This window comes from Fusobacterium varium, from assembly GCA_021531615.1.
Taxonomy (GTDB): domain Bacteria; phylum Fusobacteriota; class Fusobacteriia; order Fusobacteriales; family Fusobacteriaceae; genus Fusobacterium_A; species Fusobacterium_A varium_C.
The window spans coordinates 38,375-53,915 of the sequence record JADYUE010000010.1 but is presented as its reverse complement, the minus strand read 5'-3'; the positions used below and the strand labels follow the sequence as shown (position 1 = coordinate 53,915).

General features: G+C 28.0%; 15 protein-coding genes. 4 read left to right on the top strand and 11 right to left on the bottom strand.

Translation table 11 applies throughout. From position 1 onward, the window contains the following. Positions 1-120 precede the first annotated feature (120 nt). Genes I6E31_05580 through I6E31_05570 form a run of 3 tightly spaced genes read right to left on the bottom strand, consistent with a single transcriptional unit; the run spans position 121 to position 2,129 of the window. Positions 121-441: a hypothetical protein gene (locus I6E31_05580; protein ID MCF2639444.1), complete on the bottom strand. Its 321-nt coding sequence runs from the start codon at positions 439-441 to the stop codon at positions 121-123. Beyond that, a complete protein-coding gene (galE, locus tag I6E31_05575; protein ID MCF2639443.1) occupies positions 441-1,418 on the bottom strand; it encodes a UDP-glucose 4-epimerase GalE in 978 nt (325 codons plus the stop codon). Before galE ends, I6E31_05580 begins: the two co-directional genes overlap by 1 nt. 60 nt (positions 1,419-1,478) lie before the next feature. Further along, on the bottom strand, positions 1,479-2,129 hold the full coding sequence (locus I6E31_05570) for a sugar permease (protein MCF2639442.1): 651 nt from the start codon (positions 2,127-2,129) through the stop codon (positions 1,479-1,481). 182 nt (positions 2,130-2,311) lie between these two features. Here I6E31_05570 and recA point away from each other — a divergent pair, with 182 nt between their 5' ends. Both recA and nagA read left to right on the top strand, forming a co-directional pair. After that, on the top strand, positions 2,312-3,436 hold the full coding sequence (gene recA, locus I6E31_05565; protein ID MCF2639441.1) for a recombinase RecA: 1,125 nt from the start codon (positions 2,312-2,314) through the stop codon (positions 3,434-3,436). 192 nt (positions 3,437-3,628) lie between these two features. Next, positions 3,629-4,774, top strand: coding sequence for an N-acetylglucosamine-6-phosphate deacetylase (gene nagA, locus I6E31_05560; protein ID MCF2639440.1), 1,146 nt, complete (start codon positions 3,629-3,631; stop codon positions 4,772-4,774). Positions 4,775-4,929: 155 nt separating this feature from the next. On the opposite strand, the gene htpG is transcribed toward nagA, so the two are convergent. Continuing rightward, positions 4,930-6,750 (bottom strand): molecular chaperone HtpG, encoded by a 1,821-nt coding sequence (gene htpG, locus I6E31_05555; GenBank protein MCF2639439.1) that lies wholly within the window; start codon positions 6,748-6,750, stop codon positions 4,930-4,932. A 142-nt stretch (positions 6,751-6,892) separates the two neighbouring features. Further along, entirely contained in the window at positions 6,893-8,227 is a 1,335-nt protein-coding gene (mgtE, locus tag I6E31_05550) for a magnesium transporter (GenBank protein ID MCF2639438.1), read from the bottom strand. A 173-nt stretch (positions 8,228-8,400) separates the two neighbouring features. Between mgtE and rsmB the strand changes: the two genes are divergently transcribed. Both rsmB and I6E31_05540 read left to right on the top strand, forming a co-directional pair. Further along, positions 8,401-9,708 (top strand): 16S rRNA (cytosine(967)-C(5))-methyltransferase RsmB, encoded by a 1,308-nt coding sequence (gene rsmB / locus I6E31_05545; GenBank protein ID MCF2639437.1) that lies wholly within the window; start codon positions 8,401-8,403, stop codon positions 9,706-9,708. Beyond that, positions 9,702-10,337 carry an O-methyltransferase gene (locus I6E31_05540; GenBank protein ID MCF2639436.1) on the top strand — a complete coding sequence of 212 codons (636 nt, stop codon included), beginning with the start codon at positions 9,702-9,704 and terminating at the stop codon, positions 10,335-10,337. Before rsmB ends, I6E31_05540 begins: the two co-directional genes overlap by 7 nt. 49 nt (positions 10,338-10,386) lie before the next feature. Here I6E31_05540 and I6E31_05535 read toward each other — a convergent pair whose 3' ends face one another. The 6 genes from I6E31_05535 to I6E31_05510 all read right to left on the bottom strand — a co-directional run bounded on the left by I6E31_05535 (position 10,387) and on the right by I6E31_05510 (position 15,532). Beyond that, positions 10,387-10,956 (bottom strand): hypothetical protein, encoded by a 570-nt coding sequence (locus I6E31_05535; GenBank protein ID MCF2639435.1) that lies wholly within the window; start codon positions 10,954-10,956, stop codon positions 10,387-10,389. Between the two features lie 8 nt (positions 10,957-10,964). Then, a complete protein-coding gene (locus I6E31_05530; protein MCF2639434.1) occupies positions 10,965-12,347 on the bottom strand; it encodes a recombinase family protein in 1,383 nt (460 codons plus the stop codon). Between the two features lie 512 nt (positions 12,348-12,859). Then, complete coding sequence (locus I6E31_05525) at positions 12,860-13,042, bottom strand: hypothetical protein (protein ID MCF2639433.1); 183 nt, start codon at positions 13,040-13,042, stop codon at positions 12,860-12,862. A gap of 362 nt (positions 13,043-13,404) precedes the next feature. Beyond that, positions 13,405-14,589: a hypothetical protein gene (locus I6E31_05520; protein MCF2639432.1), complete on the bottom strand. Its 1,185-nt coding sequence runs from the start codon at positions 14,587-14,589 to the stop codon at positions 13,405-13,407. Continuing rightward, positions 14,589-15,290 (bottom strand): ParA family protein, encoded by a 702-nt coding sequence (locus tag I6E31_05515; GenBank protein MCF2639431.1) that lies wholly within the window; start codon positions 15,288-15,290, stop codon positions 14,589-14,591. The genes I6E31_05520 and I6E31_05515 overlap by 1 nt, the downstream gene beginning before the upstream one ends. Further along, positions 15,287-15,532, bottom strand: a complete 246-nt coding sequence (locus I6E31_05510) for a hypothetical protein (GenBank protein MCF2639430.1) — start codon at positions 15,530-15,532, stop codon at positions 15,287-15,289. Before I6E31_05510 ends, I6E31_05515 begins: the two co-directional genes overlap by 4 nt. Positions 15,533-15,541: the final 9 nt, after the last annotated feature.

The following is a 15,541-nucleotide window of genomic DNA, read 5'->3' as shown; positions in this document are numbered from 1 at the left end:
TGAAGGCAACTTGATGTTAAAAAATATAAGTTTTGTTAATGTAAATTAGAACGATAAATTATAGTTTATATAAAAAAGGAATATAGTATTAGAATTCACTAACACTATATTCCTTAAAATTTAATCTTCTTTTTCTACATATGTTTCCTTGAGAAAATCAAATAGTTTTATAAAATTTTCTTGAGAGAAAACTAATTTTTCTCCCAGTGTTTTATTTACATTAAATAAATGGAATACTTTCTCTTGAATATGAAATGAAACAAGTTTATTTTCCTCATTGGTAGGATCAAGATAAACTTGTAAAATAAAGTTACTATCTTTTTTATTTTTAACAGGAAGAAGATATTTTAAAACATTATATTTTTTAGCTAGAAACTCCTCTTTAAACCATTGAGTATTTCCAACATACTGGTAATATAAAGTTAAAATAGGCTTGTCCATTAGTTTATCTTTTGATTCCATTCCCATGCAGTTCTAATAATATCTTTTACATCTGTATATTGAGCTTTCCATCCAAGTTCAGCAATAGCTTTTTTACTAGATGCTATTACACAAGGTGGATCTCCAGCTCTTCTTCCAGTTATTTCAGCAGGAATATCAATTTTTGTAACTTCTCTAGCAGCATTTAGCATTTCAAGAACAGTAAATCCATTTCCATTTCCAAGATTATAGATACCACTTTCATTTTTAGCAAGTTTATTTAAAGATAGAATATGGGCTCTTACTAAGTCTACAACATGAATATAGTCTCTTACTCCAGTTCCATCTTTTGTATCAAAGTCGTTACCATATATTGAAAGTTTAGGAATAACTCCTTTAGCAGCTTTTAAAATAAGTGGAATTAAAGCTGTAATTCCTTCTCCCATTTGTCCAATATCATGTTTTTCATGTGCTCCACCAACATTGAAATATCTAAATATAGAGTAATTAAAACCATAAGCTTTAGCACAATCCATAATAATTCTTTCAGACATTAATTTACTCATTCCATAAGGATTGATAGGTTCTTTAGAGTGGTTTTCATCTACTGGTTCAGGTTCTTTTACATCGCCATAAACAGCAGCAGTAGAAGAGAAAACAATATTTTTTACATTGTTTTTTCTCATAGATTCAAGTAGACACATAACAGTATAAGTGTTATTCATATAATATTTATTAGGCTCAACAACACTTTCAGGAACTTTAATGTAACCAGCAAAGTGCATTACAGCATCTATCTTATTTTCATTAAATATTTTATCCATTAAAGCACTATCTTGAACATTTCCTTTGTAAAATTTTGCTCTTTTATCAACTAATTGCATAAATCCATTTTCTAAACTGTCTACAACTACAACTTGATATCCAGAATCAAGAAGTTCAGCAGTAGCATGGCTACCAATATACCCAGCTCCACCAGTAACTAATATATTTTTCATAAAAACCTCCTGTACAAATTATTATATATTATATCATAAAAAATCACAGATAACAAAAAATTACATATATCTACGAGGGGTAAGAATATGTTGAGGAATTGTAATTTTTTTATTGAAAAATTTTATAAAATTTCCATTGAAAAGTAACATAATAAGAGTTCCTATTCCAATACCTGGTAAACTTCTATTATATGCTCCAAAAATTAAAGCTATAATAAATGGAACACCTAAATAAACATAGTTAGCTTTCTTCATATCAGCTATTAGATAATCATTAACAGTTTTTAAAAATTGATCAAAAGGATTTACAGCTATATTTAATCTTAGGTATATAGATATTCCACAAGCAAGAATAAGATTACCAATGATAAAAAATAAACTTTTTGTTACTAAAGTTTCTGGATGTACCCAATGTAAAGTATTTAAGAAAAAATTAAGAAATATTCCAAAGATGTAGGCAACAAAGAAAGAACCAAGAAGTTTGAAGATGTTTAGCTTTTTACTAATAATAGTAATAGGAATATAGATTAAAAAATTTAGAATAATAGTGCAAGTTCCTACTTGTAAGTTAAAAGCATCTGCAATTCCCATACTAGCAGCAACCCAAGGACCACTACCAATATCACCTTTTATTAGCATAAAGTTTCCAAAAGAATTGACCAATATTGAAAATATCCAAAGTGAATATTTTTTTAATACATTTAAATTCATTTAATATCCCCCAAAAAATAAAAAAATTCTCTTCCAAACTTGATTATAGCACAAAAGAATTTTAAGTAAAGAGGAAAAAATTAATATGTCTAAAAGTAAAAAAGGAGTGACAAATAAAAAAAAATATGTTATTATCTATATATAAATATTTATAAATAAGTTATAAATAAGAGGTGATAATAATGTCAGCAAAAAAAGTTGAAGATACAAGTAAAGAGAAAGCTTTAGAAAATGCTATAAAACAGATTTCTAAAGAGTTTGGAGAAGGTTCAATAATGAAGCTTGGAGAAAATCTAAGCATGAATATAGAAGTAATACCTACTGGAAGTATAAATCTTGATTTAGCTTTAGGTGTAAAAGGTGTTCCTAGAGGAAGAGTGATAGAGGTGTATGGGGCAGAGAGTTCAGGAAAGACAACAATAGCTCTTCATATAGTAGCAGAGGCACAAAAAAATGGTGGAGTAGCAGCTTTTATAGATGCTGAACATGCTCTTGACCCTGTATATGCTAAAGCTTTAGGTGTAGATGTAGAGGAACTTCTAATATCTCAACCAGACTATGGAGAACAAGCACTGGAGATAGCTGATCTTTTAGTTAGATCAAATGCAGTAGATATAATTGTAGTTGACTCAGTAGCAGCTCTTGTTCCTAAAGTGGAGATAGATGGAGAGATGTCAGATCAACAGATGGGACTTCAAGCTAGACTTATGTCAAAAGCTTTAAGAAAACTTACTGCAACTCTTAATAAATCAAAGACAACAATGATATTTATAAATCAAATTAGAGATAAGATAGGTGGATTTGGCTTTGGTCCTCAAACAACAACTACTGGGGGAAAAGCTTTAAAATTCTATGCTTCAGTTAGAATGGAAGTAAAAAGAGTTGGACAAGTAAAACAAGGTGATGAAGTTATAGGAAATGAAACTCTAGTAAAAGTTACTAAAAATAAAGTAGCTCCACCATTTAAAGAGGCATCTTTCCAAATTATGTATGGTAAAGGAATATCAAAGGTAGGAGAAGTTTTGGATATTGCTTTAGATAATGATATAGTCCAAAAATCTGGTGCTTGGTTTAGCTTTGGAGATATTAGATTAGGGCAAGGAAAAGAAAATGTAAAAACTAGACTAGAAAATGAAAAAGAATTATTTGAAGAAATTGAGAAAAAAGTTTTAGAAATAATTGAAGCAGATGAAAATAAAATCTCTTTAACTAAAAAAAATTTGGATGATACAAGTGAAGATGAAAATATTGTTTCTGAAGATTATGATGAGGCTTCAGAAGGAATAGATAATGTTGATGAAATCTAATTTTTTCTTTAATATAGAAGGGTAAATTAATATGAAAATTTTAAAATCTATCAAAGGAAATTATGTATACATGGAGATTTCTTTTTGGGAAAGAATTAAAAAACTATTGAGAAAAAAGAGAAAATGTAATAAAATATTACTATAAAGAAAATGATATGTTTTTTTAATTCAATCTTAAAGGAGATGAAATTCATGGAAAAAATGCTTTTAAAAAATGGGAAGATTGTTTTAGCCGATAGAATTATAACTGGGGATATTTTGTTAGTAGATGGAAAAATAAAAAAAATCATGGAAAAGGATCACCCTTTCTATGAACAAGTGATAGATTTACAAGGTAAATATGTTGTACCAGGATTTATAGATGTACATATTCACGGAGCAAATGGTGCAGATGCTATGGATGGAACAACAGAAGCTTTAAAAACTATTTCAACTTTTGTAGCTAAACATGGAACAACAAACTTTTTAGCAACAACTTTAACAAGTACAAAAGAAAATTTAGAAAAAGTATTATCAATAGCAGGAGAATTACAAAATAAAGAGCTAGATGGAGCTAATATTTTTGGAGTTCATATGGAAGGACCATATTTTGATGTTCAATATAAAGGAGCACAAAATGAAAAATATATAAAACCTGCTGGAATTGAAGAGATAAAAGAATTCTTATCAGTAAAACCTGGACTAGTAAAACTATTCTCAATGTCACCAAAAGGAGAAGCTTCACTTGAGGCTATTAAATATTTAAGAAGTCAAGGTGTTGTAGTATCAATAGGACACTCTGCTGTATTCTTTGATGATGTTCAAAAAGCTATAAAAGCTGGACTAGGACATTCTACACATACATTTAATGGAATGAGAGGAATCAACCATAGAGAACTTGGAGTTGCAGGAGCTGTATTAAATAGTGATGATATTATGGCAGAAGTTATTTTTGATAAGATTCACGTTCATCCTGAAACAGTAAGACTTATGATAAGAGCTAAAGGTGTTGATAAAATAGAGTGTATAACAGATGCTATGAGTGCTACTGGACTTGCTGAAGGAAACTATAAATTAGGTGAACTAGATGTTTATGTAAAAGACAATCAAGCTAGATTAGTAAGCAATGATTCACTAGCTGGAAGTGTACTTACTCTAGATAAAGCATTTAAAAATATAATTGAATTAGGATATAGTATTTTTGATGCAGTAAAAATGACAAGTACAAATGCTGCTAGAGAATTCGGATTAAATGCTGGAGAAGTAGCAGAAGGAAAAGATGCTGACTTAGTAATTCTTAACCCAGATTACAGTGTAGATATGACACTTGTAAAAGGAAAAATAAAATATAAAGCATAGTTAAAAGTAGTTAAATTATTAAAAAAAAGCTGAAAGATCAATTGAGTTGTTGATTTTTCAGCTTTTTTCTTTTCCTAAGGAAATTATAGTTTTTATATAAAAAAGATTGCCTAAAATTAATTAAGCAATCTTTTAATATTAATTAAATCTTATTTTTATTTAAGTAAATTATTTAACTTTTTAATAAATTCAACTGGATTTTCTATTTGGAAGCCTTCAAGAATTAAAGCTTCTGTATATAGAACATCAAGTAGATCTTTAAATTCTTCACTATTTTCAAGAGTTTGTAATTTTTTGAAAACAGGATGTTCAGGGTTTAAAGCTAATATTTTTTCAGCTTTTACCTCTTCATTTCCTGGAAGTTGAGAAAGAACTTTTTCCATTTCAAGTGAGATATTTCCTTTTGCTAAAAGAGCAGAAGCTCCTTTTCCAAGGTCATTGCTCAATTCAACATCAACTATTTTTCCAGAAAGTGTATCTTTTATTTTATCAAGTAGAGATCTATTATCTTCAGACAATTTTTTTATCTCTTCCTCTTTTTCTTTACTGTCATCTATTTTAAAATCAGAATCATTGATAGATTTAAATGTTTTACCTTCAAATTCCATCATTGTTTTTAAAGCAAACTCATCAATTCTATCTGTTAATAGTAATACCTCTATTCCTTTTTCTTTTAATGTTTCCATTTTTGGAAGAGAAGTAACAGTAGCTAAATCTTCTCCAACTACATAAAGAATCTCTTTTCTTTCTCCCATACGATCAACATACTCTTTTAATGTAGAGTATTTTTCATCAAGTGAAGTTCTGAAAATAAGAAGATTTTGTAATTTATCTTTATTCATTCCAAACATATCATGGATACCGAACTTAATATTTCTTCCAAAAGCTTCCCAGAATTCAATATATTTTTCTCTATCTTTCTTTAGAATTTTTTCAAGTTCACTAATTATTTTCTTTTCAAGATTTTTAGATATTGCTTGAAGTTCACTATTTTGTTGTAAAATTTCTCTTGAAATATTTAATGAAAGGTTATCACAATCTACTAATCCTTTTATAAAGCTAAAGTATTCAGGAATAAGTTCATCACATTTGTCCATGATAAATACATTTTTTGTATAAAGTTGAAGTCCTTTTTTATAATCTTTACTATAGAAGTCCATAGGAGCTTTTTTAGGTATATATAAAAGAGCAGTATACTCAACACTTCCTTGAACTTTTAAGTGTAGATGTAACATAGGATCTTCCCAATCATGGAAATTAGCTTTGTAGAATTCATTGTAATCTTCATCTTTTAAACTATTTTTATCAGTTTTCCAAATAGGTTTTGTTGAATTAATAACTTCATTGTTAAAATAGATAGGATATCTTACATAGTCAGAATATTTTTTAACAAGTTCTTTTATTTTCCAATCTTCTAAGAAAGTGTCAAACTCTTCACCAGCTTTTATAGTAAGAGTTATTGAAGTTCCTCTTTCTTCTCTATCTATCTCTTCAATTTCATAAGCTCCATCTCCTGAAGAGTACCATTTAACCCCTTTATCAGAATTTGGTGATTTAGTAAGAATAGTCATAGTGTCTGCTACCATAAATCCTGAATAAAAACCTACACCAAATTGTCCAATAATATCAACATCATCTTTAGAAACATTTTCAAGTTTCTCTTTAAAAGCCTTAGATCCAGATTTTGCAATAGTACCTATATTTTCAGCTACTTCATCGTAAGTCATACCTATTCCATTATCTGTAATAGTTATCTCTCTTTTATCTTTATCAACTACAAGAGTTATTTTAAATTCATTGTTTTCTCCTAATATTTCACTATTAGTTAAAGCTGTGAATTTCAATTTATCTATAGCATCACTAGCGTTTGAAATAAGTTCTCTTAAAAAAATTTCTTTGTTAGTATAAATAGAATTTATCATTAAATTTAAAAGTTCTTTTGTTTCAGCTTGAAAAGCTTTTGATTCTTTTCTCATTTTAAATCCTCCTCTTAGCACTCTATAACTATTGTGGCTAATAATTATATATCACAAATAGATTTTAATGTCAATATGCAAAATAAAAAACTGTTACAAATTAACAAACCAAATTGTTAAAATGCAACAGTTTATTAAAATTTTAAGCTAGATTTAAGAAGTGTGTAGATAAAGCAAAGTAAACTATAAGGGCACAAGCATCTACTATTGTAGTAATTAATGGACTTGCCATTATAGCAGGGTCAAGTTTAAACGCCTTTGCTAAGATAGGAAGAATACCTCCAACTACTTTAGCTATAACAACAGTAAATAGTAGACTAGCACAAACTACAAGAGAGATTGTAAGTCCAGCTTTATCAATAAAATAAATTCTTAAAAAGTTTACAACAGCAAGAGTAATTCCAACAATTAAACTAACTCTAAACTCTTTCCAAAGTATTTTTCCAATATCAGATAATTGAATTTCTCCAAGTGCAATTCCACGAATAATAAGTGTAGAAGATTGAGAACCAGCATTTCCTCCAGTGTCCATAAGCATTGGAATAAATGCAGCAAGAATAACTACAGATTGTAGCACCTCTTCATATCTTCTAATAATAGTTCCTGTAGCAGTTGCTGAAATCATAAGAACTAATAGCCAAACAATTCTATGTTTAGCAAGAGAGAAAACAGATTCTTTTAGATACTCTTCATCTGATGGATCCATAGCAGCCATTTTTTGAAAGTCCTCTGTATTTTCTTGATCAATAACGTCTACTACGTCATCAATTGTGATGATTCCCACCAATCTTCCTTCGTTATCTACTACTGGCATTGAAGTAAGGTCATACTTTCTAAATAGAGAAGCGATTACCTCTTGGTCATCAGTAGTTGTAGCACTAATAACATTAGTTTCCATTGCATCAACTAAAGGGATGATATCATCAAGGAAGATAAGACTTTTTAAAGAGATAAATCCTACAAGTTTTCTTTGATTATCAATAACATAACAGATATCAATGGTTTCATTATTAATACCTACTTTTTTAATATGATTTAAAGCTTGTCCAATATTCATATCACTCTTTAGGGAAACATATTCAACAGTCATTACACTTCCAGCACTGTTTTCAGGATACTTTAGAAATTGGTTTATAAGCTTTCTTGTGTCAGGAGATGTATTTTGAAGAATTTTATCAACAATATTTGCTGGCATTTCCTCAATAAAGTCTACAGTATCATCAATAAACATCTCATTAATAATATATTTTATCTCTTCGTCAGTGATATTTTCTACAATTTCTTGTTGTTTCTCTGAAGAAAGATATGAAAAAGTTTCAGCAGCTAAGTCTTTAGGAAGTATTCTAAAAAGTTTTAGACATTGATCTTTGGGCAGGTCTTCAAATAACTCCGCTATGTCTACAGGATTTTCTTCAATAAGTACTTCTTTTAACTTTGCCAACTGGTTATTTTCTAAATAAGACAAAATATTTTCCATGTTGCACCTCCATTTTTATAAAATTTTAAACTACATATATTAGGGTAACATTTTATTAAAAAAAAGGCAATATTTGTTTACAAAAAAATTACATCATTTTGTAAATGATAACTTTTATTTATTTATTAAATATTGTATAATAATTTAGATAGTGAAGAGTATAGGAGGAGAAAATGAATATTAAGCAAAGAGTTATAGGGCTTATAAAAGAAGTTGAAAATGGAAAATACTCCAATATAGCATTGAATGAATATTTTAAGCAAAATGATTTGAATAAAAAAGAAAAGGGATTTATAACTGAACTTTTTTATGGAGTAATTAGAAAAAAAATATTCCTTGATTATGAGATAGATAAAAGAACTTCAAGTATAAAAAAAGATTGGATAAGAAATATTCTTAGAATATCTATGTATCAAATTGCTTTTATGAAAAGTGATGATAAAGGTGTTGTATGGGAAGCCACTGAACTAGCAAAGAAAAAATTTGGAGTCCCTGTTGGAAAATTTGTTAATGGGGTTTTACGTAGCTATATTCGTGAATTAGAAAATGATATTTTAGAATTAAAAGAAAATGATAAAGAGGATATCTTACTTTCTTATCCTAGATGGTTTTATGATAAAATTAAACAAGAATACAAAGAGGAAGCAAATCTATTTTTAGAGTCTTTGAAAAAAATTCCATATATTAGTTTTAGAGTAAACACTTTAAAATATAGTGAAGAGGAGTTTGAAAAACTTTTAGAAAGTTTAAATATAAATATTGTAAAAAAAGTTGATACAGTATACTATTTAGAATCTGGAATTTTATTATATAGTGATGAGTTTAAAGATGGGAAAATAATTGTTCAAGATGCTTCATCATATTTATCAGCTAGAAATTTGAACCCTAAATCAAATGAGTCTGTTTTAGATACTTGTAGTGCTCCTGGAGGTAAAACAGCAGTTTTAGGAGAGTTGATGAAAAATGAAGGAGAACTTTTAGCCTTAGATATCTATCCTCATAAACTTAAATTGATAGAAGAAAATTGTAAAAAACTAGGAATAGATTTTGTTAGAACTGTAAAAATGGATGCTAGAAAATTAAATCAACAAGGTAAAAAATTTGATAAAATACTTGTAGATGCTCCATGTAGTGGATATGGTGTATTAAGAAAAAAACCAGAGGCTCTTTATAATAAAAATATTGAAAATGTTGAGGAGCTATCAAAGTTACAATTTGAAATATTAGAGTCAGCAGCTCAAGTTTTAAAAGATGATGGAGAATTAGTTTATAGTACATGTACTATTTTAAAAGAAGAAAACAGTGATAATATAGGAAAATTTTTAGAAAAATATCCAGAATTTGAAACAACAGAATTATATATTCCTGAAAATGTAAATGGAACATATGATGAGTTTGGAGGATTTATAATAGATTATCACGAAGATATTCTAGATGGATTTTATATTGCTAAATTAAGAAAGAAGAGGGAAAAATGTTAGAAGAGTTAAAAGATGCAAATAGTTATATAATTGGAAAGATAGTGGAAAAAGATAGTTTAATATTGGAGATGGAAGATTTTGCACATGAAAACAATGTGCCTATTGTAACTAAAGAGGTTGCTGAGTATCTGAAATTTATTGTAAAGACTCATAAAGTCAAAAATATTTTAGAGGTAGGGACTGCAATAGGGTATTCAGGAATTTTAATGGCAAAAGAGATAGTAGGACAAGATGGAAAACTATATACTATTGAGATTGATGAGAAGAGATATAATCAAGCTCAAGAGAATATAAAAAAATCTGGTTTAAATAATATTGTTTCTATAAAAGGAGATGCAGTAGAAGAGATAAAAAAAATAGAGGAGAACTTTGATTTTGTTTTTATTGATGCTTCTAAAGGGCATTATATGGATTTTTTTGAGGATTCTATCAAACTTTTAAATAAAAATGGAATAATATTTATTGATAATATTATGTTTAGAGGGTATTTATATAAAGAATATCCTAAGAGATTTAAAACTATTGTAAAAAGATTGGATAGTTTTATTGATTCGTTATATAATAGAGAAGATGGAGATTTTGTTCTTCTACCTTTTGGAGACGGAGTAGGGCTGTTCCATAAGAAATAACACAAGTTCTTTATTTCTTGTTTTAAAGTTAAAAAATAAAAAGGATACATTAATCTGTATCCTTTTTTTCATGTATTCTTATATATTCAGCAAGTAAACCTTTAAAAGCCAGATGCCAACTCTCCTTATATTTTTCATAGAAAACATCTTCACTCAAATTAAATTTATGTTTGAATTCTTCCAGCTTTTCTTTATCACCATAGAGTTCTATATGATTTTTATAGAACTCTATTTTAAAATCTGAGATATCATAATGAATAACAATATACTTTTCTATCTCAAATGGCTTTAAAACAGTAGAGTTATAATAAAATCCTTTTTTTAACACTGTATGAAAGTTACTATTAAAAATAGCAATATCTCTTAATGAAATTCCCTGACTTAATATTTTAAAAAGACTTTCTATCTCTATAAAATCTTTATATTTTGGATAATCATGTTTAAAATCTTCTAAAGTATATCCTATTTTTTTTATATCTATCACTTTCGCAAGTTCCGAAAACCAAGGCAGGATTTTAGTATTGGTAGATAATTGAGTAAAAACTTTAGGAGACAAAATGTCTCCTAATTCTTTTTTACTATAATGATTAAAAATCTTTTCAGTTAGAATAAATCCCATAGTTCCTCCTAGAATTTTAAATGAATATAGAATCTGTAATCATTAACAAACTCAATAGAATCTATAATCATTTTAAAAAAAATATTTAATTTTTCAGGATCTTTCTCTTTTTTTATTTTATTGAAATATTTTTTTAATATTTCTTGATTATTCTTTTTAGCTTCTTTAGATTTTATCAATTTAGAATAAGAGTCAATTTTATTTTTAAAAAATTCTTTTTGCTCTTTAAACTCAAGCATAAGTTCTTTGAAAGTTTCTTCAGTTAATAAATTGTTCATTAACTGCCTAGCTAATACTTTTTCTTTTCCAGGAAGAGCTGTAGCTTCTTTTTTATAATAATTTAATTGTTCAATTAAGCTATTATCACTTTCAGCATTTATATCATTTACATTTAAAGATAAAATAACTTCTTCTAAGGTTTCTAACACTTGCTCCAACAGCTCTGATTCTAAAATGCTATTGAATCTATGATAAGTATCTTTTGAATTACATTTATATACTAGAGATTCTTTATGTTGTCCATTGTATGTATATACACTTGTATATCTATACAATTTAGCCCCACAGACACATTTTAAAAGATCTTTAAAGATATAAGTATCTCTTTTTACTTCTCTTTTTTCTAATTTTAATTTATCTTGAACTAATTTAAAAGTAGTTTCATCAACAATAGCCTCATGGATCCCATCAAGAACTTCCCATTCTTTATGAGTGATCCTTTTTTTATTTTTATATTCTATTTGATGAAATTTTAACTTTCCAACATAAACTGGATTAATAAGCATCCTTCTAACTCTTTTTCCTTCAAATCCAAAGAGGGTAGATAATGTCTGTCTCTTTTTCCCTTCCAAAAAAAGCTGAAATATTTGTTTAACTATTTCAGCTTCAGCAGGATCAACAACAAGTTCTTTATTAACTAAACGATAACCGAATGGAGCAGGACCACCAGTCCATCTTCCATTTCTAGCTATCTCTTCCATTCTATCCTTAGTTCTTTTAGCTCCCTTTCTACCTTCACGTGCATCAAGGAGATTAAGAAGGCTAGACATGAAAGTATCATCTTCATTGTTGAGATCGATCCAGCCGTGGTTAAGAGTGTATAATCTCACTTCTTTAATTCTAAGAAGTGCAAAGAATAGATGATGTTCTATCTCATCTCTTGTAAGTCTAGAACTTTCATAAAGAATTAAAACATTAATCTCTCCAGCTTGAATATCATTTTTTAATTGTGAGTACTCCTCACGATCTTTAGAGTACCCACTTTTTATATCTTTATAGATTTTATAAGTGTCAAACCCAAGATCATGAGCAGCTTTCTCACACATGGAAATCAATGTTGAAATATCTTGACGCTCTGTACTTTCACGACAATATATAGCAACCTTATCCATACGATTCCTCCTATTCCCCTAGTTCTTCCTTAGCTTTTTTTAAAAGTAGACTAAGAATTTTATTTTCTTCTTCTTTACTAATACTTTTTCTAATAACAACACCTGACATTTTAATTCCTCCTAATATTTTACAAATAAAAATCCCCAGTAAATTAATACTGAGGAACTTTAATTTTTAAAATTTGACAAAAATATATAATTATGATAACATTTAATTAACGGAATTAAGTGCATTTAAAATGCCAAAGAACAAGAGATATCTATTGCGACTGGATATCTCTTTTATTTTACACTAAAATATGTTATTATATTTCTTAGTGTGACAACTCCAATCTTTTAAAGAGAAAGGAGGGTATTTTAAATGAACAAAGTATTAATTCCGTTAGTAATAGTTATGTTTTTTCTAATAGCTGTTAGAGTTTATTAGATTAAACCTCTGCTATTAAAAATAAATCCTTTTGAGTTGTTACACAGAGAGGCAAAGCTATGGTCGCACATAGCCCCTCTCTTTTTTATTTAGTTTTCTGGGTGATCAGAAGATATAAAGCTTTTGAAGTTGTACAATTATGTTCTACTTTAAACTTTTCTAAAGCTTTACTCATAGTATTATACTCCTCTTCATTATATTTATAGCCAAACATAGTTTTATTTTTTTTAATACCTGCTGGTCTCCCTACCTTTCTTTTTTCTTCCAATGGGCTCACCTTGACTTTTATTTTTTATAATGTTATAATTAATTAAGGAAATTCAAGCAACTTTTTAAAGAGGGATTAATCATTAATTTGATTAGTCCCTTTTATTTTCTTCTTTTCTGAATAAAATCAATAATAATACAAATGAAAGTCAATGACTTTAATTAAAAGAAGATAGAAAATAAAGGCTTCCTCAGTATTATTTACTTGCCAATGTTCAATAAAAACTCTATAAATCTGCTATTTTAATTACTATAATTGCTATTATCAAACAACTAATTAACCATAATAACATTTAAAATCTCCCATAATATTTTATTTTAAAATTAAACAGTTTTTTTAATATGTTTATCATTTTTACTCCTCTAAAAATTAAGAACCTCCATTTTTTTATTAGCAGCATATCTGTCAAGATCTATTTGTGCTAAATTTTCAGTTCCTCTCCACTCAAGAGATTTAACAGCATGGCATCTAATATTTCTCTGATAATCTTCTACATTCTTAGCATAAAAGGCTTTAAATGTATTTTCACCAAGTCCAGATCTAACAAAGAATACCCAACCTCTATTATCTCTATAAACTTTTTTTTCTAATACCTCTATTCTTGGAGCAGGATCATATTGTGAATTATTTTCATTTTCTTTAAATTCTTTCCAAGGTTTCATAATAGCGTAAGCTAGGAATTTTTCTTTTGCAATTTTTAAAGATTTTTCAGGAGCGATAATTGATAATCTCTCTCCAAAACTTCTCTCTTTATAATCTTCAATGGTTAAGTAGCGTACTGCTTCATACATTCCAGTTTCTGAGTTAAACTCTAAAACAATTATTCTTTCTAGATCATCTTGAAAAACACATTCTTTTTCAAATAAATTTAGATTATTTTCATTTTCTCTAGACTTTTCTTTTTGTTCTATTTCATTAACTAACTCTTTTAATTGTTTAACATATTCAAGAAGTTCTTTTTTATGATTAGCAAGTTCTGTAAGAGTAGTAGCTTTTTCAATAGTTTTTCTATATTTTTTTACAGTTCTAGTTAAAAGAGGATTTTTAACTTTATTTTCTTTTTTCTCTTCTTTTACCTCACTTGGTTGAATTTCTTCAATTTTATCAGCTATCTCTTCAACATCTTTTAATTCAAGTTGTAGTATTTGATCTAGAGTATCAAACTCAATATCTTTTTTAGTAAGAAGTTTAACTGCAGGAATAGAAAGAGCTGAAACATACTCTTTTTGATTTGGAGCTTGAATAAACAGTTCATATCTTTTTAAAAGTTCAGAGACTTTATCTTTAGATAGATGATTATGTCTGTACCAAGCAGCAAAAGATCCACCATCATCCTTGAATTTTAATTTTATTTCATATAATGCTTTGCAAATCTCATAAAGAGAGCTAGACATTTTTTTGAAGTTAAGAAAGAGAATTTCTTCCCTTTCTATTATGTAATTTTTATCATCATCGTTAATTTCGAAACTTGCGAAATCAAATGTAGATTGATACATTTTTTCCTGTACAATATTTTTTATACCAGCAAAAATATTTTCTCCAGCCATCACTTAATCACCTCAATAACCTTTTCAAACTGCTCTTTTACAGAGGTAACTTTAGAAGAGGAAGTATCCCAAATAGTTTTACCTTTTTCAATTAAATTACTTATGAAGTTACTTTGATTGATTGGACAAGTAAGAACGATTTGAGTAGGCTCAAGAGCTTCTTTTAATTTACTATAATATTCCTTTTCAAGCTTACTTCTTGCAGCAGCACGATTTGGAATAACAGCTTTTATTTTATTTAATTCAAATCTTTTTAGCATTTCCATCATTCCAACAGCAGTAACTTTATCTAAAAATGTAGGAATAACTATATCAGTAGCAGCAGAAGAAATTAACATATTTAATTCAATAACTGGAGTTCCATCAATCACAATATATTTGAATCTATTTTGTAAAGCTTCCATGAAAACTTCAAATTTATTTTTAAGATCTTCAGAAATTATAGTTGCATTTAAAGGAATGTAATATAAATTTTCTCTTAGTTCAGCAAAGTCACCTTCTAAATGCTCAATCCAATATTCTAAACCACGTCTAAGAGGCTCTGAATAGCCTGAAAAACTCAATATATCGTTTTGTCTATCAGTTGTTAGGATAAGTACATTTTCTCCTGTTATTTTAGCTAATCCGTGTGCTAGCTGGAGAGCTGACCAAGACTTTCCTATTCCACCTTTTTTTGATTGAACTAATATTACTTTATTCATATTCTCTCCTTCTTCAATAAATCAAAAAGAATTCTTGCTGCTGATAATCTATCAAATTTAGCAGTAGATTGAAATTTTTCATGGATGATATAGAACAATATTTCATCCTCAGCCTTATCCCCAGTTTTTTCAGCTTTAACTTTACAGTTAACAATTTTTTTAGTTCTTGTTTTTCTAGTAGTCTCTCTTAGTCCAGCAGCTAATTCATTTAAAAAAGATATTATATAAACCTTTGATACCATTTCTTCCTC